This window comes from Sphingobacteruim zhuxiongii, assembly GCF_009557615.1.
Taxonomy (GTDB): Bacteria; Bacteroidota; Bacteroidia; order Sphingobacteriales; family Sphingobacteriaceae; genus Sphingobacterium; species Sphingobacterium zhuxiongii.
Window position 1 is genome coordinate 1,341,497 of sequence record NZ_CP045652.1, and the last position, 25,320, is coordinate 1,366,816.

General features: G+C 38.0%; 21 protein-coding genes. 12 read left to right on the top strand and 9 right to left on the bottom strand.

Annotated features, from left to right (window positions below):
* Nucleotides 1–208: 208 nt before the first annotated feature.
* The gene (locus GFH32_RS05865) at nucleotides 209–676 is read right to left on the bottom strand and encodes a hypothetical protein (protein ID WP_153510186.1); all 468 of its coding nucleotides are present in this window, start codon (nucleotides 674–676) and stop codon (nucleotides 209–211) included.
* 209 nt (nucleotides 677–885) lie between these two features.
* Between GFH32_RS05865 and guaB the strand changes: the two genes are divergently transcribed.
* Nucleotides 886–2,361 (top strand): IMP dehydrogenase, encoded by a 1,476-nt coding sequence (guaB, locus tag GFH32_RS05870; RefSeq protein WP_153510187.1) that lies wholly within the window; start codon nucleotides 886–888, stop codon nucleotides 2,359–2,361.
* 201 nt (nucleotides 2,362–2,562) lie between these two features.
* Here the strand turns inward: guaB and GFH32_RS05875 are convergent, their stop codons facing one another.
* Nucleotides 2,563–3,417, bottom strand: coding sequence for an AraC family transcriptional regulator (locus GFH32_RS05875; protein WP_153510188.1), 855 nt, complete (start codon nucleotides 3,415–3,417; stop codon nucleotides 2,563–2,565).
* Nucleotides 3,418–3,554: 137 nt separating this feature from the next.
* Between GFH32_RS05875 and fucP the strand changes: the two genes are divergently transcribed.
* The 7 genes from fucP (at nucleotide 3,555) to GFH32_RS05910 (ending at nucleotide 10,303) form a co-directional block, all read left to right on the top strand.
* On the top strand, nucleotides 3,555–4,805 hold the full coding sequence (gene fucP, locus GFH32_RS05880; RefSeq protein ID WP_153510189.1) for an L-fucose:H+ symporter permease: 1,251 nt from the start codon (nucleotides 3,555–3,557) through the stop codon (nucleotides 4,803–4,805).
* A gap of 12 nt (nucleotides 4,806–4,817) precedes the next feature.
* Nucleotides 4,818–5,150, top strand: a complete 333-nt coding sequence (locus GFH32_RS05885; protein WP_153510190.1) for an L-rhamnose mutarotase — start codon at nucleotides 4,818–4,820, stop codon at nucleotides 5,148–5,150.
* Nucleotides 5,151–5,155: 5 nt separating this feature from the next.
* On the top strand, nucleotides 5,156–6,820 hold the full coding sequence (locus GFH32_RS05890; RefSeq protein ID WP_153510191.1) for a UxaA family hydrolase: 1,665 nt from the start codon (nucleotides 5,156–5,158) through the stop codon (nucleotides 6,818–6,820).
* A 50-nt stretch (nucleotides 6,821–6,870) separates the two neighbouring features.
* Entirely contained in the window at nucleotides 6,871–7,635 is a 765-nt protein-coding gene (locus GFH32_RS05895; RefSeq protein WP_153510192.1) for an SDR family NAD(P)-dependent oxidoreductase, read from the top strand.
* A 179-nt stretch (nucleotides 7,636–7,814) separates the two neighbouring features.
* Nucleotides 7,815–8,669, top strand: a complete 855-nt coding sequence (locus GFH32_RS05900; RefSeq protein WP_153510193.1) for a fumarylacetoacetate hydrolase family protein — start codon at nucleotides 7,815–7,817, stop codon at nucleotides 8,667–8,669.
* 10 nt (nucleotides 8,670–8,679) lie between these two features.
* Entirely contained in the window at nucleotides 8,680–9,510 is an 831-nt protein-coding gene (locus tag GFH32_RS05905) for an amidohydrolase family protein (RefSeq protein ID WP_153510194.1), read from the top strand.
* A 4-nt stretch (nucleotides 9,511–9,514) separates the two neighbouring features.
* On the top strand, nucleotides 9,515–10,303 hold the full coding sequence (locus GFH32_RS05910; protein WP_153510195.1) for an L-fucose dehydrogenase: 789 nt from the start codon (nucleotides 9,515–9,517) through the stop codon (nucleotides 10,301–10,303).
* Nucleotides 10,304–10,369: 66 nt separating this feature from the next.
* On the opposite strand, the gene GFH32_RS05915 is transcribed toward GFH32_RS05910, so the two are convergent.
* The 3 genes from GFH32_RS05915 to crcB form a co-directional block, all read right to left on the bottom strand.
* Complete coding sequence (locus GFH32_RS05915; protein WP_153510196.1) at nucleotides 10,370–11,956, bottom strand: SusD/RagB family nutrient-binding outer membrane lipoprotein; 1,587 nt, start codon at nucleotides 11,954–11,956, stop codon at nucleotides 10,370–10,372.
* Between the two features lie 18 nt (nucleotides 11,957–11,974).
* Nucleotides 11,975–15,166 (bottom strand): SusC/RagA family TonB-linked outer membrane protein, encoded by a 3,192-nt coding sequence (locus GFH32_RS05920; protein WP_153510197.1) that lies wholly within the window; start codon nucleotides 15,164–15,166, stop codon nucleotides 11,975–11,977.
* 558 nt (nucleotides 15,167–15,724) lie between these two features.
* A complete protein-coding gene (crcB, locus tag GFH32_RS05925) occupies nucleotides 15,725–16,105 on the bottom strand; it encodes a fluoride efflux transporter CrcB (protein ID WP_153510198.1) in 381 nt (126 codons plus the stop codon).
* Between the two features lie 203 nt (nucleotides 16,106–16,308).
* Here crcB and pckA point away from each other — a divergent pair, with 203 nt between their 5' ends.
* Nucleotides 16,309–17,877 (top strand): phosphoenolpyruvate carboxykinase (ATP), encoded by a 1,569-nt coding sequence (pckA, locus tag GFH32_RS05930; RefSeq protein ID WP_228384230.1) that lies wholly within the window; start codon nucleotides 16,309–16,311, stop codon nucleotides 17,875–17,877.
* 248 nt (nucleotides 17,878–18,125) lie between these two features.
* Nucleotides 18,126–19,043 (top strand): AraC family transcriptional regulator, encoded by a 918-nt coding sequence (locus GFH32_RS05935; RefSeq protein ID WP_153510199.1) that lies wholly within the window; start codon nucleotides 18,126–18,128, stop codon nucleotides 19,041–19,043.
* A gap of 386 nt (nucleotides 19,044–19,429) precedes the next feature.
* Here the strand turns inward: GFH32_RS05935 and GFH32_RS05940 are convergent, their stop codons facing one another.
* A complete protein-coding gene (locus GFH32_RS05940; RefSeq protein ID WP_153510200.1) occupies nucleotides 19,430–19,927 on the bottom strand; it encodes a DUF6702 family protein in 498 nt (165 codons plus the stop codon).
* 117 nt (nucleotides 19,928–20,044) lie between these two features.
* On the opposite strand from GFH32_RS05940, the gene GFH32_RS05945 reads away from it, so the two are divergent.
* Nucleotides 20,045–20,620 carry a HupE/UreJ family protein gene (locus GFH32_RS05945; RefSeq protein ID WP_153510201.1) on the top strand — a complete coding sequence of 192 codons (576 nt, stop codon included), beginning with the start codon at nucleotides 20,045–20,047 and terminating at the stop codon, nucleotides 20,618–20,620.
* Nucleotides 20,617–22,968, top strand: a complete 2,352-nt coding sequence (locus GFH32_RS05950; RefSeq protein ID WP_153510202.1) for a M1 family metallopeptidase — start codon at nucleotides 20,617–20,619, stop codon at nucleotides 22,966–22,968. The genes GFH32_RS05945 and GFH32_RS05950 overlap by 4 nt, the downstream gene beginning before the upstream one ends.
* A 147-nt stretch (nucleotides 22,969–23,115) precedes the next feature.
* Here the strand turns inward: GFH32_RS05950 and GFH32_RS05955 are convergent, their stop codons facing one another.
* The 3 genes from GFH32_RS05955 to GFH32_RS05965 form a co-directional block, all read right to left on the bottom strand.
* Nucleotides 23,116–23,664 (bottom strand): GNAT family N-acetyltransferase, encoded by a 549-nt coding sequence (locus GFH32_RS05955; protein ID WP_160366794.1) that lies wholly within the window; start codon nucleotides 23,662–23,664, stop codon nucleotides 23,116–23,118.
* 10 nt (nucleotides 23,665–23,674) lie between these two features.
* Entirely contained in the window at nucleotides 23,675–24,355 is a 681-nt protein-coding gene (locus tag GFH32_RS05960; protein ID WP_153510204.1) for a TetR/AcrR family transcriptional regulator, read from the bottom strand.
* A 249-nt stretch (nucleotides 24,356–24,604) separates the two neighbouring features.
* Entirely contained in the window at nucleotides 24,605–25,318 is a 714-nt protein-coding gene (locus GFH32_RS05965; RefSeq protein WP_153510205.1) for a HesA/MoeB/ThiF family protein, read from the bottom strand.
* Between the last annotated feature and the right edge of the window lie 2 nt (nucleotides 25,319–25,320).

Genomic DNA, 25,320 nt, shown 5'->3' on the forward strand with positions numbered 1-25,320 from the left:
GCGTTCAATATCAAGTATAAAGGGATGAGCTATGCTTCAGGTGGGGCTCAGCTAGGCTTCAACCCCGAAGAAGTTTCAAAAGGAGTTATTGTGATTCTTTGGAGAGTGATCGTTGATTAGCAAAAAATAGAATGATTGCATGTTGGATGCAAACAAAAAATGGGTTGATTCATTAGAATCAACCCATTTTTTTCTGATTTATTTTAAATTATCTTAAAGTAAATTTAAATCCTAAGCTGAAACGTCCAGCTTCGAAGTTAGACTCGTCAGAAAGGTTCCACCAAGGTTTCCAATCGAAGTGCATAGCTAAAGGAGCTGAAGGAATTTTGAACTCTAAACCAGCAGCAGGACGGATAGCGAATGCAGAATCATCATTTGCGAAAGCGATTTGAGGACCAACACCTACGTACCAACCTAAGCCGTTAGTTCCAGCGAAAGGTCTGTTGTATGAGTAGTCAACACCAACTACTGTAAAGTGATCTCCGAATAACACTTGTGCTTGACCAGCATTTGCACCACCGAATGAATGTTTAATTTGTGGACCGAACAAAGATGGACCGTCACCTAAATCAATACCTAGACCGATTGCGGTTTTATAAGGAGTTTGAGCTTGTGCTTCGTTTGCACCAAAAGCTAAAGCTGCTGCAGCTGCTAAAGATAGTAAGGTCTTTTTCATAGATTATAATGTTAATTAAACTTTAATTTTTCATCATCAATGCAATTAGCTTGCCAAAGTTAAATTGTGTTAAATTATTTTTGAATAAATATGCAAGGCTGTCAATTATTTTCGATTGTCGATTTATTGTAATTAGTGAAACTTTGTTTTAGTTTTCGATAAGTTTTCGTAATTTTGCCCTGCAAATAGATAACCCCATAATATTTGCTATGCAATTAGATCCACAAAAATTCGTATCCGAAGGCCTTACTTACGACGACGTGTTATTAATCCCTGCATATTCAGAGATTTTACCGCGTGACGTTGATACAAGTACCTTCTTGACTAAAAAAATAAGGTTAAATATTCCATTAGTGTCTGCTGCGATGGACACTGTAACTGGTGCAGATTTGGCGATCGCCATTGCGCAAGCTGGAGGAATAGGAATGTTACATAAGAATATGACTATCGCAGAACAAGCTGCAGAAGTTCGCAAAGTAAAGCGTTCCGAAAGTGGTATGATTCAAGATCCTGTTACTTTATTAGAAAATGCAACGGTTGGTGATGCTTTCCAAATTATGCGTGAACATAAGATTGGTGGTATTCCTGTAATCAATTTAGAGAATAAATTGGTTGGTATCGTGACGAACAGAGATCTTCGTTTTCAAAAAGATATGAGCCGTCCGATCAGTGAGTTAATGACTAAAACAAATTTAGTTATTGCACCCGAGGGAACAGACTTAATCAAAGCTGAGGAGATTTTACAGAATCATAAAATTGAGAAGCTGCCAGTTGTTGATGTAAATGGCGTTTTGAAAGGATTGATTACTTTTAAAGACATTCAAAAATATAAACACTATCCAAATGCAGCAAAAGATGAACACGGTCGTTTATTAGTTGGTGCTGCGGTAGGCGTTACACATGATACACTTGATCGCGTTGATGCATTAGTCAAAGCTTCTGTTGATGTAATCACCATTGATACAGCACATGGACATTCATTAGGTGTAATCAATAAGCTAAAAGAAGTAAAAGCGAAATATCCTAATTTGCAAGTTATCGTTGGTAATATTGCAACAGGTGATGCTGCTAAGATGTTAGCCGATGCTGGTGCTGATGCTGTAAAAGTAGGTATTGGTCCAGGGTCAATTTGTACGACACGTATTATTGCAGGTGTTGGTGTTCCACAGTTATATGCGGTATACGAAGTTGCTAAAGCATTAAAAGGGACAGGCGTTCCCCTTATCGCCGATGGTGGTATTAAGCAGACTGGCGATATTGCGAAAGCAATTGCAGCGGGTGCCGATACGATTATGGCAGGTTCGCTTTTTGCGGGTGTTGAAGAAGCTCCAGGAGAAACAATTCTGTTAGAAGGAAGAAAATTCAAATCTTACCGCGGAATGGGTTCTATCGAAGCAATGGAAAAAGGATCAAAAGACCGTTACTTCCAAGATGTGGAAGACGATATCAAAAAATTAGTGCCTGAAGGTATTGTTGGGCGTGTGCCATATAAAGGTACATTAGCGGAAGTTGTTTACCAATATATTGGTGGTTTACGTGCTTCAATGGGCTACTGTGGTGCTGCTACGATCGAGAAGTTACAAGGTGCTCGTTTTGTCAAGATTACTGGAGCAGGACTTCGTGAGTCTCATCCACATAATATCCAAATCACTAAAGAATCTCCAAACTATAATAGTAAGGGATAGTGTTGTTTGGATATTAGATTTTAGACATTAGATGTAAGACATCCTATGGGGTATAAAAAAAATCCTCTTGTTGAAAGACAAGAGGATTTTTTGTTATTAAGGGATTTGATATTTTTTTCAAGCTAGCCATGTTTTTAAACTAGTCATGTTTTGAAAGCGATACCAATTGCTGATGTAATTGTTCAATTTTCTGGTCTGACTTTAACCAGTTCTGTACTGCGTAGGTGTCATTTTTGTGATCGTTTTGAAATTTTTATGAAAGCTAACGAAGTTATTAAAGCCTGAATCGTAGCATATTTCTTTAAGAGAGAAATCTGAATTTCGCAGTTGCGTGCATGCATGGCTGATGCGTAATTCAGTAATAAATTGTACCGGTGTTTTTCCCGTTTTCTGTTTAAAATACCTACAGAAGGAGTTCTCGGTAAGTCCGGCGATTGAGGCCAGCTCTTCAAGTTTAATACGCTGTTTATAATTGTTGCGAATATGCTCCATCAGGCTGTTCATCCGGCCTTGGTCGTCGGAACTATTTAAGATTGAATAATTCTCGCTAGTTAGCGTCTCTGATTCTTGCTGCGCGAAATAGTCCATCAATTCTAACATGGAAGTCAGCTTACTAAGCCCACTGCTGCTGAGCGTACGCTCGGTAAGAAAGGGAATGCGATTCGGATTCCGTTTAGATAAATAACGTCCACGACTAGAATGGCTTATTAAATGTTTAATACCCAACATTTCTGGGGCATTCAAAATATTGTTAATTCCTAAATCCTTGTTGAAATGTAAAACGATACAGTCTATTGGTTCGACTTGTTCATCCAACGTATATGTTTTCTCAAACATCCAATAATGTGGAATCTGTGAACCGATTAAAACGGTGTCTCCTGCTTGAAAGGATTTTATACAGTCTCCAATAAACAAGGTGCCGACCCCTTTAATAATATGAATCAGCTCCAATTCTTCGTGATAATGCCAAATCAATTGATGCTTTGGGGTATAATCGCGACGAATTTGGAAACTTTGATTCGGTTCTTTCGGTAAAGCAAAGTGTTTAATTATCATAATTAACCAATTTATTCAGAGTTTTTCGAATATACAAGGGAATCTATGTTAATATTGTTTATAAGTTGGGTAAAATCTTTTATCCATTGTTTAGAATAATTACCGTAATTAGACTTTCCAATCTATAGCCATATTATATGAGTAAGACAAATAATACTGTAGCAATCGTTTTAATAACGTCTTTGTTTTTCTTTTGGGGATTTATACATAATCTTGATCCAATTTTAATTGCCCATTTACGAAGCGCATTTAGCCTTAGTCATTTACAAGCGTCGCTTGTCGACTCTGCTGTTTTTATCGCTTATTTGGTCATGGGAATTCCAGCGGGGATCATTATGAAGCGTTATGGTTATAAGATAGGCATTTTAATCGGATTGCTTCTATTTGCTATTGGCTGTTTCTTGTTTGTGCCTGCAGCGAATACAATGAGCTACGTTTTCTTTTTATCGGCTCTATTTATTGTTGCTTGTGGAATTACGATCTTGGAAACGGCAGCAAATCCTTATATGACTGTGTTGGGAGATCCAAATACGGCTACGCAACGTTTAAATTTTGCACAGTCTTTCAATGGTTTGGCCGCGTTTGTCGCTCCGATCATAGGGGGACAGTTTATTCTTGCTGAAGACCCATTGAACGCTACGCAGGTAGCGGCTTTGAGTGAGGTTGAGCGATTAAACTATATTCAAGCAGAGACCGCCGTTGTGAAAGGACCTTATGTAATTCTAGGCTGTATTATCCTGGTTGCGGCCTTAGTCTTTATGATGATTAAGCTTCCGGAAGCCAAGGAGGAGAATGAGGAAAAATCAGGTTTCTTTTCGGCCTTGCGCCATAAGAATGTCTCTTGGGCTGTGTTTGCGCAGTTTTTTTATGTAGGAGCTCAGGTCTGTGTATTGAGCTTTCTAATTGTTTTTGCAACTGAGGTATCCGGGATTTCAGCTCAAGACGCTAAATATTTTGCGGGCGTTGCTGGATTGGTGTTTATGCTCGGAAGATTTATCGGTACATTTTTGATGCGCTCCATTGCGCCTTCGAAATTGTTATTCATCTATTCGGTTATCGCAATGTTATTAACCTGTGTAACCATATTTGGGTCGGGTGTGATAACAATGTATGCAATGATTGCCATTGCCTTCTTTATGTCAATTATGTTTCCTACGATTTTTGCTATCGGGGTTACTGGGATAGGCTCTGATACCAAATCCGCATCCAGCTTGATTATTATGTCAATTGTTGGAGGTGCTTTATTGCCGCCATTGCTTGGCTATATATCTGATGCAACGGGTAATATGCAATATGGTTATTTTGTCGTCGTTATCTGTTTTTTAGTGGTGGCACTTTTTGCTTTAAATAATAAGTCTGTCGGCATAAATACGACGGCAGCACATTAATGATAATAGTATATGTTTAAGAGATATGCGCTAGCGTTGGATCTAGTTGATGATCCCCAGATGATTGCTGAATATGAACAGCATCATAAGACCGTGTCTGAAGAGATTAAGAAGTCAATTACAGATGCGGGTATTACGGTCATGGATATTTATCGATTTTCGAATCGTTTGTTTATGATTATGGAAGTAGACGAATCATTTGATTTCGCTCGAAAAGACGAGATGGATGCTTCGAACCCTGCAGTTCAGGTTTGGGAGGGATTGATGTGGAAGTATCAGCAATCTATACCAGGCGCGAAACCAGGCGAGAAGTGGGTAATTATGGATCAAATATTTGCGTTGTAGAAGTCATGGAAAAGACGAAATTATCTTATTTACAAATTCATCCGAAGGACAATGTTCTTGTGGCTTTACGTGATTTGCCAGTCGGATTTACAATAGAATTTGCTGGTGAGCATTTTGAATTAATTGATGCAGTTGCAGCAAAGCATAAATTCACAATTTCTAAGCTTGCCAAGGATGAAGAAGTATATATGTATGGTGTTTTGGTTGGGAAAGTAAATCATGATGTTGAACGAGGGGCTCTGATCCATGTGGAAAACCTTCGTCATGCATCCGACGATTTTAGATTAGGGAAACGCAACTTAAACTGGTTGAAGCCAGATGTTTCGCAATATAAAGATCGTACATTTTTAGGCTATCATCGCAAGAATGGACAAGTTGGAACAGCGAATTATTGGTTAGTAATACCTTTGGTTTTTTGCGAAAGCCGCAATGTAGCAACGTTAAAGAATGCCTTGGAAGAAAAGCTTGGATATCAGGTGGAGTCGAAGGATTACGCTGATGAGGTTGATGTGATGATTTCGAAATTTAAACAAGGTGCATCGGTTGACGAACTATTGAATGTCGATTTAAGCGCTGCCAAGGATAATAAATCTAGGAATCGTTTATTTGAAAATGTGGACGGTGTGAAGTTTTTGAATCATGAAATGGGCTGTGGAGGAACAAGGTTAGATTCTGATTCACTTTGTGGTTTGTTAGCTGGATATATCACACATCCGAATGTTGCCGGAGCAACTGTTTTGAGTTTGGGATGTCAACATGCGCAAGCTTCAATCTTGCGGGATGAGATTCAGAAACGTGATCCGCATTTTGAGAAACCGCTTTATATCTTCGAACAACAGTTCGAGGGTACAGAGCAAGGCTTGATGCAGAAAGCGATTAAGGCTACTTTTGCGGGTTTAAGCTTGGCAAATCAGGATACTCGAAAGGAAGCGAGTTTAGATAAACTTTGTATAGGTCTAGAATGTGGGGGCTCCGATGGTTTTTCTGGTATTTCAGCGAACCCTGCATTGGGTTATGTTTCCGACATACTGGTAAGTCTTGGTGGTTCTGTGATTTTATCTGAATTTCCAGAACTGTGTGGTGTTGAACAGGAATTAAGTGATCGCTGTCAAGATGAAGCGACTGCTGATCGGTTTATGAGTTTGATGAAAACCTATAATGCAAAGGCGGAAGCTGATGGTTCCGGCTTTTATATGAACCCTTCTCCTGGTAATATTCGCGATGGATTGATTACCGACGCTATTAAATCTGCGGGGGCGGCTAAAAAGGGTGGCACATCGCCGGTCGTTGCGGTAAAAGATTATCCTGAACTAGCCAATGGACCGGGGTTAAACTTACTTTGCACGCCAGGGAACGATGTTGAAAGTACGACCGCGGAAGTTGGTTCCGGAGCTAATATCGTTCTATTTACTACCGGATTAGGAACGCCAACCGGAAATCCAATCGCACCAGTCATTAAGGTTTCTTCAAATACGAAGATTTATGAAAAAATGAACGATATTATTGATATCAATTGTGGGACGATTATCGATGGGGAGGAAACGATTGAGGAGGCAGCGCATCGGATTTTGGATTATGTGATTACTGTGGCCAGTGGTCAACAGCTAGCAAAGGCGGTCGTTCTTGGTCAAGATGATTTCATCCCTTGGCGTCGCGGCGTATCCCTTTAGGTAGTGATTTATAGAATTTATTATTGTTTAGAAAAATAAGAAATTAAAATATGGCTAAGTTAGCTGGTAAAGTCGCGGTAATTACTGGAGGTGGCTCTGGAATTGGGCGCGCAATTTCCGAAATGTTTGCCTCAGAAGGCGCAAAGGTTCACATTTTAGACTTGAACCCCGATGGGGCTACCGAAACAGCAAGCGTAATTAAACAAGCAGGTGGTGCTTGTGAATTGCATACAGTAAACGTAAGTAAACAGGAAGAAGTGCTAGCGGCAGTTCAGCAAATCGGGAAGATTGACATATTGGTAAATAATGCGGGTATTGCGCATGTTGGGAACGTTGAACGCTGTGCTGAAGCGGATTTCGATCGTGTTTATCAGGTCAATGTGAAAGGAGCTTATAATGCATTGTATGCTGTAATTCCGGTGATGAAGGCTCATGGTGGTGGTGCCATATTAAATTTAGCATCTATCGCTTCGTTAGTAGGTATTGCCGACCGATTTGCTTATTCGATGAGTAAAGGTGCAATTTATGCGATGAGCATGTCTATTGCACGCGATTTTATGCACGACAATATACGTTCAAATTCTATTTCCCCTGCCCGCGTACATACTCCATTTGTGGATGGTTTTATTTCTAAAAATTACCCGGGACAAGAAGAGGAAATGTTTGAGAAATTATCGAAATCTCAACCTATTGGTAGGATGGCAAAACCAACGGAAATTGCTAAATTAGCGCTGTTCCTTTGTTCGGATGATGCCGCCTTTATTACTGGTAATGATTATCCGATCGATGGCGGCTTTATAAAACTAAATAATTAGCGATTAGATTTGAGACTTTAAACAATAGGATAAAAAGATTTGATCATTGAGATATAAGTACGAATCAAACTATCGGATTCAATATCTTGTTCGTATCGTTTTATCATTTTCTTAGAATAAATAATGTCTTCAATCTGATTTCTACTATCGAATAGAAATCTAAACTTAAATATAATACAATGAAATTATTACGTTACGGAGAATCTGGGAAAGAGAAAATCGGAGTACAAATCGCGGATAAGAACTATGATGTTTCGGCATTCGGTGGCGATTTTAACGAAGAATTTTTTGCGGACAACGGCTTAGCTCGTCTAGAAGAGTTTTTGAAAGCCAATGAAGGTAAATTGATTGAAATTCCTGCCGATTCACGTTTGGGAGCGCCTTTTGCACGTCCATCTAAGATTGTTTGTATTGGCTTGAATTATAGAGATCATGCCGAAGAAACAGGGGCTGCGATTCCGGCAGAGCCAATTATTTTTATGAAGTCTACGACTGCTTTAGTTGGTCCAAACGATCAAGTAATGATTCCACGTAATTCAGTAAAGACGGATTGGGAAGTTGAATTTGGAATTGTTATAGGAAAGAAGACTTCTTACGTAGAGGAATCTGATGCATTAGATTATGTTGCAGGATATGTTCTTCACAACGATGTTTCGGAGCGAGAGTTTCAGATAGAGCGTGGTGGTACATGGGATAAAGGTAAGGGTTGTGATACGTTTGCCCCAATGGGTCCTGTTATGACTACAGCAGATGAAATTCCAGATATTAATTCGGTTCGCCTTTGGTTAAAAATTAATGGCAAGACCTTTCAAGATGGAAATACAAGTAACTTGATATTCAATGTTCAACAAGTGGTTTCTTATGTTTCTCAGTTTATGACGTTGTTGCCAGGTGATGTGATTTCAACAGGAACGCCAGCAGGTGTTGGTTTAGGATTTAACCCACCAATCTATTTGAAGCCTGGAGATATTATTGAATTAGGTGCAGATTACCTTGGAGTACAACGCCAAGAGATTGTTGCATTTTCGAAATAATTAGACTCTCATGCGTATTGATGCTCATCAACATTTTTGGCTTTTTGACCCGGTAAAAGATAGCTGGATCACGGAGGAAATGGCCGTTATTAGTCGGAATTTTTTACCAAATGATATTGGTCAAATTCTGAAGGATAATAATTTTGATGGGGTTGTTGCGGTTCAAGCAGACCAATCTCACCAGGAAACGGATTTTCTTGTTGAATTATCAGGGGTTTATAAACTCATAAAAGCAGTGGTCGGCTGGGTTGATTTAAGATCTGAAGCGATTGATGAGCATTTGGCACACTTCAAGCGTTCACCTATCATCAAGGGGTTTCGTCATATTGTTGAAGGCGAAGTTGATCCTGATTTCTTACATCGGGATGAATTTCTTCGTGGTATTGCCGCTTTGACGAAGCATCAATATACATACGACTTGCTTATTCGTCCGAGACACTACGCAAGTACCTTAAAATGTGTTTCAGTAAATCCGGAACAAGCTTTTATGCTTGACCATATTGCAAAACCACCCATCAAGACACAAGAATTCGACGAATGGGCTGCATTTATCCATGATCTTGCACAATACGAAAACGTGCATTGTAAAATATCTGGATTGGCAACAGAAGCTGATTGGAAGCATTGGACATTGGATCATTTCACGCAATATATAGCGCATGTCATCAGTTGTTTTGGCAAGGATCGCGTTTTATTTGGCTCAGACTGGCCCGTATGTTTATTGGCAGGTAGCTATGAAGATAGCATACGTATCGTTGAGGATAAGCTGAATGACTTTACAGAAGCTGAATTAAAAGGGTTCTGGGGTGATAACGCGGTACAATTTTATTCGATTACTTAAAACTATGGATTTACATTTGAAAGATAAAGTCGTTCTGGTAACAGGCGGCGCAAAAGGTATAGGTAAAGGCATTGTGCTTGCTCTAGCAGCAGAAGGTGCTATCCCCGTGATTATCGGTAGAAAGCAAGCTGATAATGAAACAGTAAAAGGAGAAGTGGAAGCTTTAGGTGGAAGCGCCTTTGCGGTAGTAGCGGAATTAGCAAAGCCTGAGGCTTGTGCGCTCGCCGTGCAGCAAGTAATTGCAAAATATGGTCGAATAGACGGCTTAGTGAATAACGCAGGTCTTAATGATGGCGTTTCCTTAGCTAATGGCAACTATGAGGGTTTTGTTCAATCATTACATAATAGTCTTATTCATTATTATTTGATGGCACATCATTGCTTGCCTGAATTAATAAAAAGCAAAGGGAGTATTTTGAATATTTCTTCCAAGACTGCCGAAACAGGGCAGGGCGGAACGTCAGGCTATGCTGCAGCGAATGGTGGTCGTAATGCTTTGACGCGAGAGTGGGCAGTCGAGCTTCTTCCTCATGGTCTTCGTGTAAATGCAATCATTGTTTCTGAGAGCATGACTCCGCAATACGAAAGTTGGATACAAACCTTGGATAATCCAGCGGAAACATTGCAAAAGATCACCAGCAAAATACCGTTGGGAAATCGAATGACAACCGTCGATGAGATAGCAAATATGGCTGTATTCTTATTGTCGGATCGTTCGAGTCATACAACAGGACAACTTATTCATGTCGATGGTGGTTATGTGCATCTCGATAGAGCACTAATCAAGGAATAAGGTTCTCTAAAGAAAATAAAAAGGCTGTCCTAATTTAGGACAGCCTTTTATTATTATAGAGGTTGATTACTTAGCGAACCATAGTTTTTTATCAATCTCGTCGCCGCCAAGATCGGCGGAAGCTTTTTTCCAGTTTTCTGGATTTAGTGTTTGCTGCGTGAATGGATAGCGTACGCGTGCAGGAAGGTCTTTAGCAATGACATTTCCAGATTGCAATGGGGTGAACACATAAGTTGAATTGTCTTGTGGACGAACTCCAGTTTCACCAGGCATCAACAATATTTGCGTATCCGGATAACCGGTTCTTCTATACTCATTCCATGCTTCGTCAGGATTGAAGAATAAAGAAATATACTTCTGCGTTATGACGTTCCTTTCATTCGCTGCAGGTAATTTAGCGATGTAAGCTGCGATATCTGATGCAGAAACACCTAATCGTTCTTGATTTGCTTTAACGCCTTTTATATAATGATCTTGCGACCAATTATTCATTTCACTCAAGATAAACTCTACTTCAGCGTATTCCATTAATACTTCTCCTCTTGTCGCTGTCAGAATATCTTTTCCAAAGAAATTGACATTTGCTTGCTGAGTATAATAGTTTTCTACAGTCGGAAGGCCATAAGGAAGTCCAACATAATCTGTTAATTTAGTCGAATTTGAATAGCCAGCAGTAAACTGCGCCAAAGACATTCCTTTTGGTGCAGCAATTTTATACAACCGTGGATCTAAACCATAAGTACCAACGGTTCCTTTAAGTAGATCCATGAAAGATTTATTTACCCAGAAATCCGTACGATTTCCAACATAGAAAGTTTTCCATAAAGGATTTCCTTCTAAGTCAGTTGCACCAGAAGCGTGTATTGCATTATCTGCATTTGACGTAAACACGCCGGAAGTAACAGCATCACGCATTTCTGCAGCAGCAGCCGGATGAACTTTCTTAATTCGATTTGCAATTCTTAAACGTAAAGAATTTGCAAATTTCTTCCATAATGCCGCTTCGCCAGCATAGATATTATCACCAGAATTGAAGACAGGGTTGGTAGCTTCAATTTGATTTGCTGCTTCTTTCAGCTCTTTTAATAAATCAGCATAAATATCTTGTTGCTTTGCATAAGCCGGTGTAATATATTGCTCTATATTTAGTGCTTGAAAATTAGGGTTATCCTTTTGACCGTATGACCAATAGGGAACATCGCCAAAATGGGTGACTAAATTGTCAAAAACATAGGCAAGCATGATCCGAGAGGCTGCGATTTGATTTTGTAATGAGCCATAACCTGCCATTTGCGCACTGGTTTCTGGAGCTTCACACTTTTCAATTACGTCTTTATAGTTGTTTGCGACACGATAAAGGAAAATCCATCCGTTCGTCGTTTGATTATCTCGATATTGGTACTTGTCTTCTTCAACATAGTTACTTTGCGCAGAATATTGCATCCAAGGCATAGACATTCTTGCCATCCACCAACCGTCACGTGTATTGTCAAAGAGTACGCGGTTTGCCCCATTGAAAATCGTGTTCGTTGGAACGATTTCCGGTGAATTGGGGTTCTTATTTATTTCTCCTAAATCTTTTGTACAGGATCCCAATGATAATGTGGAAATCCCAATTACAGAAGACAATAGTATTAATTTTATATTTTTCATATTCTCTAAGTCAAATGATTAAAACTGCAATTTCAAATTAATGCCGAAATTTCTTGAAGCGGGTAGATTACCGCCTTCAAATCCTTGGATGTTTCCTGATCCTGTTGTTGTCATCTCTGGGTCGAAGTTTTTATTTGCTAATCCCCAAGCGGCAAGGTTTCTTGCGAATCCGGAGATCGTAGCATTTTTCAGACGTAATTTGCTTACAAAAGATGAAGGTAAATTATACCCCAATGTTATTTCTCTTAATTTAATATAATCAGCATCGAATACGTTTTGAACTGTAGGACCTCCATAGTAATGGCGGTAGTAGCTATATGCAGACACTTCTTTAGTATTCTCTTTCACATCCGTAACAGTGTAAGATCCATCCGCTTCTCTTGCAACAGTTCCTGTAACGCCGGGAACAACAAAATCATTTTCGCGAACTCCATTAGCTGCAGTGTGCTCAAGAACACCAGTGTAACTTCCAAACATATTGGAAATTGAAAAGTATTTTCCACCTTTTTGAATGTCGATCAATGCACTAAGCGTAAAATCTTTGTATCGGATGTTGTTTCTCCATCCTGCGTTGAAGTCAGGTAAAATAGAGCCGAGATTTTTAGCATCTGAGGATAGGTAAAGTCCATTAGCACCTACTAATTTATTCCCTTGATCATCATAAATGAAGTCCGATCCATAAATTTGTCCATAAGGTTGACCAACCATTGCCACAAGCGAAGCTTTAAATGGAGCATTTGCTAGCGGTAAAGATTTGATACCTTCGAATAACTCGACTACTTTGTTCCTATTGCGCGCAAAATTGATTGATGTTGACCATTCGAAGTTATCATTGCGAACTGGTACTAAGGTCAACATGGCTTCTATACCCTTGTTAACAGCGCGTCCTGCATTTAATATTTTAGAAGAGTATCCTGTTTCAGGACCTGTAGAAACAGGCATTATTAAGTCAGTAGTCTCTTCGTTGTAGTAGGTTAAATCTAAACTAACGCGACTATCAAACATTTGGGTTTCGATACCGAATTCGTAAGATTTTTTTGTTTCAGGACGAAGTGCTGGATTTAATTTCTGTAAGCTTTTTAAGAAATAAGGCACATCTAGATAAGATGTGTTTCCGTAGGTATTATTTAGGTATACGTCAAGTAAACGGTATGGATCTGTATCATTACCGACTTGCGACCAACCGGCACGTAACTTACCAAAGTTTAACCATTCGGCACCCACAAACTTAGTGAACACAAATGAACCTGTTACGGAAGGGTAGAAGTAAGAGTTGTCGTTTTCTGGTAGAGTTGATGACCAATCATTACGCCAACCAAAATCAGCATATAGGAAATCTTTGTAACCTAAAGAGAAGTTACCAAAAACAGAATTTACACGCTTCCTAGATAGGGTAGTTTGTAACGTTACTGCCTGCATGCTGTTGTTAGTTGTGTAAAGATTGGGAACGATTAGACCACCATTTGTGTTTGAGTTGGAGGAGAATCTTGTCGTATTACGACGATTTCCACCTATGAATGCATTAAAAGTGAAATTTTCCCATTTCTTATCATAATGCAATCTACCTTCATAGTTCATCTCTGTAAACTCTCTAATTCGCTCTGTAAATGCTGATACGGCTTGTGAACCAACAGCAACACGTTCGCCGATTTTAAGGGTGTAATTATCGCCATAAACATTTCCCGTAACGTATAACCCTGGCATAAAGTCGTAACGTACCTCCGCATTTCCATAAAATCTATCACGTTGATCATCGGCTGTGTTTTCGTTGATGATCCAATAGTAGTTGTCTGAATACAATGGAGTCGGGTCGTTCCAAGCAGATCGGTTCCAAGTTTTTTGAGCCCCCGAAGAAGTCTTATAATTTTGTAGACGTTTGTAGTCTAACTGCATTTGTCCCCATTGGAACATTTTTTGTCCAATTGAAGCGTCACTATATCCTTGTTCCGGGCGATTAAAACCGTTCGTACGAATGTAATTAATGGTACCGCGTGCGGAGAATTTATCAGAGAATTTATTGTCGATACTCAATGCCGCAGTCGTTCTTTTTAAATCCGTATTGGGAACAATACCTGATTGAGAAGTATTCGAGAGGGATAGTCTCGCCGAAGTATTTTCGTAAGATTTTGCTAATGAAATCGAGTTGTTATAAGCTACACCTGTTTCAAAAAACGTTTTATAATCATTTTTAGGGTATTCCCAAGCTCTCGTTTTCATGTAGTTTTGGGTATCCTCAGGGTCGAATGCGTCCCAATGTAATACTTGCTGATTATCGTATTTGGCTCCCCAAGATTCATCTGCATTGTAATCTACAAGTAAGTATTCTTTTCCGTCTATAGTCTGTTTTAAGAAATTAGGTCCCAAACCACCACCATATTGTTTTTGAAGTTGTGGAGTTATTCCTAAACTTTCAAAAGCCATTCCTGTATTTAGGACAATTTCATCACGACCTTGTTTTGCTTTTTTAGTTTTGATTAATATAACCCCGTTTGAAGCTCTTGCACCGTAAAGAGCAGATGCTGGACCTCCCTTTAATACGTTAACGGATTCAATATCATCTGGGTTGATGTCAAAACCTGCATCACCATAATCGCGTCCACCTGCGCCTCTTTCAGCATTTGCTGTATTATAGTTTGAGTTATCCATTGGAATACCGTCCACTACGATCAAGGGTTTGTTCTCTCCTGTTAAAGAGCCAATACCTCTCAACACAATACGTGTGGATCCACCTAAGCTTGAAGAAGGTGCGGAAACTACTGCCCCAGCCACATTTCCAGATAATGACTGTAAAGCGTTTCCACCGCGTGCTGCGGTCAGGACATCGCCTTTAACCTCTTGTGCGGCGTAACCCAAGGATCTTTTCTCTCTTGAGATTCCTAAGGCTGTGACAACGACCTCTTCTAAGGCCTCGTCTTCGGATACTAATTGAATGTTGATAATTGATCGATTTCCTATTGAAACCCTTTGTGAAGTAAACCCAATATACGATACGCTTAATTGGGTTGCTGTTGTAGGTACATCAAGGCTATAGTTTCCTTGATCATCCGTTTGTGTTGCAGTAGTACCTCCAACTACTGTAACTGATGCGCCAGAGATTGGTGATCCATCTGTTGACGAAGTCACTTTTCCCGTTACTTGGCGATTTTGTGCATAAGCCGCTCCAACCATAAGCGTACATAGCACTAAAAGACTAAGTAATCTTTGTTTCATTGTTCGTTTTTTAGTTTTATAATTTTTGTGAGTTCTCTAGGGCTAGAGATACATCACAGAAGTAAACATATTGAAATTTTGAAGATCCTTTTACATTATTTAACATTTAATTCTATTTGTAATATAAAAATCTTAATAAATGAGATTTATTTTTTATTGAAATTTAATAAATGTTTATTTTGTATAATACTACAAATCAAATGTTTATGTATTTTTTTGAATAAAGGTTTGGTTAGGTTAAGTTTTATTGATTTGAGGGAGTAAAAAACAAGAAAGAGGTTTCCTTTGTAACTGTTTTTTGTCAAATGGTAACAAGAATGTTGTAGTAACACTCAACATTTTGATAATTGTATTAAATATTGGATTCAAAACAGCATTGGCTGGGTGATCCTGCTTGTTTTAATAGGATATTTGTATTTCGTAGAAGGGAAATTATTAGTGTATTTGGGGAAATAGTTGATGTTAATAGTAAAGGTTTTTAAGCGACTTAATTGTCATTTAAACAAATAGCATTAGTCAACTTGAAGTTTTTGTTGGCAATGCAGATGTTTCAGTAAACTAGTCGATAATTTTTACAATAGCTAATCCCGCCCAAACTGCAAGGATGCCCAGTAGAACACTTAGTACAATATATAAAAGTGCTTGGATGACTTGGTTATTATTGATCAAATTCAGATTCTCAGCTGCAAAGCTAGAGAATGTAGTGAAACCTCCGCAGAATCCAGTTATTAACAGCAATTTCCATTGGTTATTTATTAATTGATATTTATCAAAAAAGCCAATGAGTAATCCGATAATTAAACAGCCAATGATATTAACGAATAAGGTGCCTGTAGGAATAGTGTTTGGAAATTGCTTTGCTATAAAATGACCTGTAGAGTAGCGTAGAATACTGCCGACAGCGCCTCCGATTCCAATAATTAAAGCTTCTTTAAACATATAAAAGATTATCGAATAATTTCTTGTTGTTAAATATATAGGAAATATGTTTTAAGTATTGATTTTTGCGCTTCTTATTTTAATATTCCAAGTTTTTGTAAAATTAAGAACAATATAGGTTAATAAATTGCCATTTGCGGTTAATATCTGTCTGTCGGGACAGTGTACCTTTACCGAAGAAATAAGCATTAAAAACACCTATTATGATGCAAACTAAAACTAATTCAGGTCTATTTGATTTGAACTATTTGAAGATTGGTCTACATGATAATTTATATTATCAATTGAACGCAGCAGAACTAGTTGAACAGTCGATCCTTAATAACGAGGGGAAATTAGCTGATTCTGGTGCTCTTTGTATTGAAACTGGAAAATTTACCGGTAGGTCTCCAAAGGACCGTTTTATTGTACTTGATGATGAAACTAGAGATAATGTCAATTGGAATTCTGTAAACCAAGCTATCTCGGAAGAAAATTTCGACTCACTTTGGTTGCAAGTTTCTGAATTCCTTTCACAACAAAAGTTGTATGTAATTGATGCTAAAGCATGTGCAGATCCGAAAGAGGAAATTAAACTACGCGTTGTGTCTACCTTTGCTTCGCATAATCTATTTGCATCAAATCTCTTTATTAACGACACTGATGCTTCAGTTTTGGTGCAGCCGGATTGGTCTATATTAGTAGCTCCAGCATACACCGTTTCAGATTATCGCTCGTTTGGGTTGAACAATGAGAATTTTGTTGTTATCAATTTTACGAAGAAAATTATATTAATAGCAGGTACAGGTTATACGGGAGAAATTAAGAAAAGTATTTTTACTGTACTGAATTACTTATTGCCAACTTATAAATCGTACTTAACAATGCATTGCTCGGCTAATCGTGGCGAGGATGGTGAAACGGCTTTTTATTTTGGTTTGTCTGGTACGGGAAAGACGACGCTTTCTTCAGATAAGCGACGTCAGTTGATAGGCGATGATGAGCATGTATGGACGGAAGATAAAGTATTTAATATTGAAGGAGGATGCTATGCGAAATGTGTTGGTCTAAATTCGGAATCTGAGCCTGAAATCTTTCAAGCTGTTCGATTTAACTCTTTACTCGAGAATGTCAAGTTTATTCCGGGTACCCGTACAGCAGATTATGACAACACAAGTATCACTGAAAATATTCGTGTTTCATATCCTTTGGATTTTATCGAAAATATTGTCGGTAATGGGCAGGGAGCTGCACCTAAACATATTTTCTTTCTTGCTGCAGATGCATTTGGTGTTTTACCGCCAATATCAAAGCTCAATGTGGAGCAAGCTATGTATTATTTTATCAATGGCTATACATCAAAAATTGCAGGCACTGAGACAGGTATTACAACGCCGCAGGCGACATTCTCAGCTTGTTTTGGGCAGGCTTTTCTACCTTTACATCCAACAAAATATGCCAATTTATTGGGTAAAAAACTAGAGAAACATCCAGATATTCAAGTTTGGTTAGTAAATACAGGATGGGTTGCAGGTCCATATGGTGTAGGAAATCGAATAAAACTAGGCTATACAAGAGCATTAATAAGAGAAGCATTGTCAGGTAATTTAGCCGACCAGGAATATATTACGCACCCTATTTTCGAATTGCAAATGCCTAAGGAATGCGCAGGTGTGCCAACAGAGATATTAAATCCAGTAACGTTATGGACCGATGCAGACGCATATGAGAAACAAGCGTTCGATCTAAAAGGTTTGTTCGAGAATAATTACGAGCAATTCCGCCAAAAATAATCCGGTAATTGATGGATCTAGGATCTGTCATTACGTATGATTTCTTTAACTTTTAACTAATTTTAATGAAGCGCGGCCTTTCTTCGGAAAGGTCGTACTTTGTTTAGCGATCAAATATTACAATTAACTCATAAAGTATATATAGATTTGCAAAAGAAGATGCCTAGCTTTGGAAACTAAATTATGAGAATATTTTATGTCTGAATTGTTAATATATTCAAACATCTTTTAAGAATAATATAGTGGTTATGAGAAACGTAGATTCAAAAAATCCAATCGAGTTTACAGCCCCTGCTTCAGGGGTTGGTTCGTTCTACGTGCAAGAAGACCTCCGGAATGATTTTTATAATCATTATCATCGTCACAAGGAATATCAGATTTCGTATATCTTGAGAGGAAGTGGCTCCATGCTAATCGGAAATTTGATTCAACCTTTCTCTGATAATGAAATCTATATTATGAAGGCGAATGATCCTCATATATTTATCAAAGAAGGCTCTAACGAAGACAGAATTCACGTTATCCATATTTTTGTAGCATTCGATAAATTATGGTCATTTTTTGATTTGTCTGAACTTCATCCAGCTCGAGATTTTTTCACTAAACTCGATTCTAGTAAAAAGATTTCATCAGAAGTTAGCTTAGAGATAAAAGAGAAGTTTATAGAACTTGCGAAAGTTGAGGGAATGAAGAAGATTATTTCGATTCTTGATATCTTTCAATTTTTAATACGTCATGAACAAGATATGCATTCTTTGTATTCTGGTTTACCTGAATCAACCTTTAACGATAAAGTCGGTATTCGAATCAACGAGGTGTTACGCTTTTCATTAGCCAATTACGACAAAGAAATCAGTATCGAAGAAGTTTCTAAACTTATCCATATGACACCATCAGCTTTTTGTAAGTATTTTAAAAAGCACACGATGAAGACCTATGTTACATTCTTAAATGAGATTCGTATAGAGAAAGCTTGTCAGTTATTGATTAATAAATCAACAGAAAATATTTCAGAGGTTGCATATCAATGTGGATTTAATACGGTTGTACATTTTAATCGGGTTTTCAAAAGTATTATGAATACTTCACCTTCAGAGTTTATTCATAATCATTCGGCAGAGCTCCAAATTTCCAATGCTAAAGATCATCAAGAAGCTGCTGTTTAGATAATTATATTTCGATAGTACTTTTTTTTAACCGTCAATTTAAGGTAATATTCATAATCAATTTGGAAATTGGTTCAGAATTTGCTATATTATAATCAAACAGAAAAAGAAAGGTAAAATATGATTAAAAAGAAAAGTAAGAAAAACGAAAAAATGATGAGTAACCCGTATTTGTATTACGTAACAAACTGGGGTTTCGTCGGAGCCAACCAAACTAAACCTACCAGAGGAGTTAACAGCAAAAGTTAACCTCCTCAATTCAAAAAAATCCAATAAGTTTTCTTTAAAAAATAGATTCTAGACATCAAATGAAGATGTTTGGCTTCTTTGTTTTGTGCATATTGCAAACATAAAGCAATATGGGGAATATCCTATATTACCAGGTGTTAGAACGAGAATTCTGCCGTTCTTTTGGGATTGTCGAGCTTAATACTTTGACGCTTGCCATTGATTGTCACATGCATTATATTCGATTGCGTTTTAAAATCTTGATACAATAGTTGATTGATGATTTTGATGGATGTCACAGGTTGAAGCTGTGGACTCTCCAGGTAACACCAAGCGACATCGTCTTCGATTTCATATCCTACAAATTTTAATGGTTTAATGACTCCGTTCACCTGGATTCTGAAATTCGTACGCACATAACGTGCTATCGCAGAATCGGCCACTGCTCTATTTTTTGGATTGATGACGTCGATTTTTTGTTTTATTTGGTTCTGCAGCGCGACTTCTAAGTCATTGTAGAAGATACGGCAAGATAATTCTATTTGTTTATTGCTCGAATTGTATTCTACAGTTGAAATACTGACATAGAAAGGGTGAGCAATCGCTGTGAGTGTAATAATACAAAGAAGTAGAAGTGTCCAAGCCTTTATTTTCATTTCTTATTATAAGTAGAATTGCAACAATTTTATGCGAATTTATCGAAAAACCCGCAGATAGCGTCTGATAATTAAAATAATACTAAATTTGTATTGCAATTTGACAATACCTAATTAATGAGCGATTTTTCTATCTATTTCCAACTCGGCTGGCAACATATTCTTGACTTGAATGGATATGATCATATATTATTTGTGATGGTTTTGTGCTGTAGTTATGTGCTAAAAGATTGGAAAAAAATATTGTGGTTAGTGACTGCGTTTACACTTGGGCATTCGCTTACACTAGCTCTTGCAGCATTCAAGATTTTAAACGTGAATACCGCTTGGATTGAATTCTTGATCCCAATAACAATATTGATAACAGCAATCTATAATCTTCCTAAGCGAAGAAAACAGCGAAATCCTGCTTTGCTCTATACGATGACATTAGCTTTCGGCTTGATTCATGGTTTAGGATTCTCTAATTATTTACAATCTCTCTTAGGAAAAGAAGCGAATATATTCTTGCCTCTTCTATCTTTCAATATTGGATTAGAATTTGGACAGCTAATCATTGTCTTCTTCGTAATTCTGTTGTCAGAGTTGATGTTGAAAATATTTTCAGTCACAAATAGAGATTGGAGTTTTTTTATATCTTCTGCAGTGATAGGTATATCTTTTATTATGGCTTTAGAACGTATTCCAGTATGATAATAAAAAAGTATTTCAGACTAGCCTTGGGGCTTATCAGTACATTAACAGCGCAGCAAGTTGCCGCACAATCCCTGAATAATCCGGGATCAAACCATGGAAATAAGTTTGAGCAATTAGGTACGTTGTTGACGGATCCTAATATTTTTCGAACAGCATCCGGTGCCCCTGGAGCAATGTATTGGCAGCAGAAAGCAGACTACGTTATCCACTGTGAAATTGATGATGTCAATCAGGTGTTAAAAGGTAAAGAGACAATCACTTACACTAATAATTCTCCAGATCCATTAGATTATTTGTGGATTCAGTTGGACGAAAATGAACACGCTGATAATGCGGAGAGTAGAAGCTTTGACCAAAGTTCGTTAAATGAGCGCATGTCTCTAGAGCAATTAAAAGGAATGGTTCAAGAGAAGAAGGGGCTCGGCGTCTATATTCATAAGGTCACAGATGGAAATAATAAGGCATTGAAGTACACAATCAATTATACGATGATGCGAATCGATTTACCAGTTTCTTTAAAGCCGGGTGCGAAAATGGTTCTAAATATTGATTGGGATTATAAAATCTCAAATCGTATGGTAGAAGGAGGACGCGGCGGATATGAGTATTTCGAAAAAGATGATAACTATCTATATACTATTGCACAGTGGTTCCCTAGAATGGCTGTATATTCCGATTTTCAGGGATGGCAGAACAAGCAATTTACAGGTAGAGGCGAATTTGCACTAGTATTTGGAGATTACAAAGTTCATATCACTGTACCTTCCGACCATATCGTTGGAGCGACAGGCGTTTGTCAGAATTATGCTCAAGTTTTGAACTCTACACAGTTAGCTCGATGGAAGCAAGCACAACAGACAAATGAACCTATTGAGATAGTTACCTTGGGCGATGTTAAGAATGCTATTTCTGAGAAATCAGCGACCAAGAAAACATGGATATATGAAGCGAAAAATGTTAGGGACTTCGCTTTTGTGAGTTCTAGAAGATTGGTGTGGGACGCATTGAAAGTTAATGAAGGAATAGAAGGGAATCAACCAATGGCGATGTCATACTATGGCCCAGAAGCCTATCCTTTATATAGAAAATATTCTACTAAGGCAGTCGCTCACACCTTAAAGACATATTCTAAATATTCGATTCCATACCCATATCCAGTTGCCATTTCTGTTGAAGCTGCCAATGGTATGGAATACCCAATGATTTGTTTTAACTACGGAAGAGCAGATGAAGACGGGACTTATACCGAAGCTGTTAAATATGGAATGATTGGCGTAATCATTCATGAAGTTGGTCACAATTTTTTTCCAATGATTGTTAACTCTGATGAACGTCAATGGACTTGGATGGATGAGGGACTCAATACATTTTTACAGTTTTTGACTGAGCAGGAGTGGGATAAGAATTTCCCTTCTCGTCGCGGACCTGCACATAAGATTGTAGATTATATGAAACTTCCAAAGGATCAGTTGGAACCGATTATGACGAACTCTGAGAATATTTCACAGTTTGGTCCAAATGCTTATGCAAAACCTGCTACGGCTTTAAACATATTACGAGAGACCGTGATGGGCAGAGAGCTTTTCGATTTTGCCTTTAAACAATACGCACAACGATGGGCATTTAAGCATCCAACTCCTGCAGATTTCTTTCGGACAATGGAAGATGCGTCTGCTGTAGACTTAGACTGGTTTTGGAGAGGATGGTTTTTCGGAACAGATCCTGTAGAGATTTCACTAGAGAATGTAACTCAATACAGAATGAGTGGTGGTAACCCTGCGCAGGATCAGAAATCGAAAAAAGAGGCATTTGAAAAAGACTTAAATACAATTAGCAGACAGCGTAACATGGAAGACAACATGGCCTTCTTAGTTGAAAAAGATACCTCTCTGCTAGATTTCTACAATAAATGGGATCGTTTTGCTGTGCGTCCAGTGAATCAAACAAATTATCAACAATTCTATAATGGATTGAATCAGAAGGAAAAGGATATATTCGATGGCAAGGTTTCGTTTTACGAGTTAAGCTTTAAGAATAATGGCGGACTAGTGATGCCATTGATCATCGAGTGGAACTATACGGATGGCACGAAAGAACTCGAGCGTATATCAGCTTATATATGGCGTCATAATGAACTCGAAGCTACCAAAGTATTTGCTAAAAGTAAAGAGGTGGCTAGCGTTCGTTTAGACCCTTATCGAGAGACTGCAGATATTGATGAATCCAACAATTCATGGCCTCGCCAAGCTAGACCATCTCAATTTGAAATCTTCAAGCAGAATGGACGAAATGTAAGAGGACAGTCAAATGAATCGAATCCAATGAAGGAAGCAAGATCTAATTAAATTTTATATTGCTCTAAACTGTACTTCAAAGAGATGAGGAGGGGAGATAAATGGTTGATTTTAACTATTTATCTCCCCTTTTATTTTTTAAGAAATGCTTATAGTGATTTACACGTTTTGCATACAAGCAATTCAATTCTCTTTCCATTAAAGTTTACGATCTGATTTAAGTTTGCTAAATACGATTAAGTCTCTAAAAACTAGATTTCCTGCCCATTCACCATTTCGCTTAATACCTTCCTGTGTAAATCCTAAGCGTTTAGGAATAGCAATACTCCGCTCATTGCCAACTGCACAGCAGATCTGAATTCTTTCCATACCTAAGGTATCGAATATGATTTGCGATAACTTCTCGACCGTTTTTGTCATGATTCCTTTTCCTTGGAAGTCTCTCGAAATCCAATAGCCAATCTCCGTGTTCTTATTTAAATAATCGGTATCTTTTGTGCCAATTAGACCTATCATCCGGTTATCATAGCAGATTTTGTAGACGTAGTCTTTTTTATTTTTGCGAAGCTCTATGGCCATATCGACAAAGCCCTTACTGTCTTTTACCTGATGTGTGAATTGAACGAAAGGCAACCATTCTCCTAAATATGTTCGCTGCGAGACGATGTAATTAAACATGGTTCTAGCATCACTTTCGACTAAAAATTTAAGTGATACATGATCATCGATGAGAATAGTTCGTTTCATGATTCCAAGTTTATTCGACTTTTCCATCTTTAGCGCTCTTAATTAGATGCTCTAATGTCGTTTCTACACTTTTTCGAATTCGGTTTTTCCCTTCTTCTGTATTTAGGTCAATTCCGCAGAACGTGCTGCCGTTGGATTTAGCGTGTAGCGCAAGATAGTAAAGACCGGCGGTCTGAATCGCTAACAGTGCACGAATATCGACATCCTTATTTGGATAGGTAGCTTCAAATTTCTTTAGTAATTGTTCTCCAATTTCTTCGCGCGCATCTGCAAGCTTACGAAGCGGTTTACTCTTCACACCCAACTCCCAATGTATGATACGTTGTAATGTTTTATCATTCAAAACTTCGTCAAATTGACCTTGAAGCAAATTAACCATGGCCAGCTTACTCAGCGTTTCCGCTTGTAATAGCGATTCTATTTGTTGATTTGCTTTTGATTTCCAGTAATCTTGACGTGTGATATAAACTTCGATCAAATTATCTAAGGTACCGAAATACGTATAAACTAGTTTTCGATCTAAACCGCTTTCACTAGCAATATTGGCAATTGTTAAACCCGGATACCCATGTTTTTTAATTACTTTTCCAACTGCTGCGATAAGCTTGTCCATTGTGCGGGCTTTTTCCCGGATCGGTCCAGCGGTCACTTTTCTCGCTTTCTTTTCAGGACGTTCCTCCATGTTATTCATTCTGCATAGGTTCGATAGTCAAAAATTATCTTCGTACGCTTACTCGCTAATGCTCTTGAGGTTTACGGATATAATAATTTTCGTCTTAAATTACCTTTTATTATTTATACTATCGCTTTTCTTTTCTTGTTTTTAAAGCGATAAACAAAAGAGCCGATTTTCCACTTTGAAAATCAGCTCTTTTAAATAATGATAAGAATAGAAATTCTAAGTTGGATAAAGCGAATGGATGCTTGTTTTGCTCTATGGTTAGAATGCAATTTGAGTAAATTTCCAATGGAAAGTATCAATCAAAGTCAGTTGATTCGTTGGAACAGGGAGATTACAAATAACCTTTAGTGCGAGCATTGCCATCATACTCCCGATGATTCCTGGCAATGGTCCAAGAACACCATTTCTATCGCAATTAGGAACTTCGTCAGCAAGTGGTGCCTCTGGGAATAGATTTCGAAGATTTTTCGATCCTTTATAATTGAATAAAACTACTTGTCCTTCGAAGGACTGTATAGTGCCATAAATCAGCGTTTTTTTCAACCTTACTGCAGCATCATTTACAAGATAACGAGTGTCAAAATTATCAGATCCATCAATAACGATATCGTAGTTACTTAGAATTTCATCGATATTGTCATTACAAATTTTCTCAGAGAGTCGAATAAACTGTACTTGGCTGTTTAAATTGCGTACAAAATTAGCGGCAGAATTCACTTTTAGTTCCCCAACAGAGGCTTCGCAATGAATAAATTGACGGTTTAAGTTATGTAGCTCAACCTGATCGAAGTCAGCCAAGCCCAGTACGCCAACACCAGCTGCTGCGAGATAGCTAATAACAGGAGACCCCAGACCCCCAGCACCGATAACTAATACCTTTGCTTCCATAATCTTTCGTTGACCCGCAGGCCCTATTTCATCAATAAATATTTGACGACTATATCGCTCGAATATCTTTTCTTGTTGATTCATAG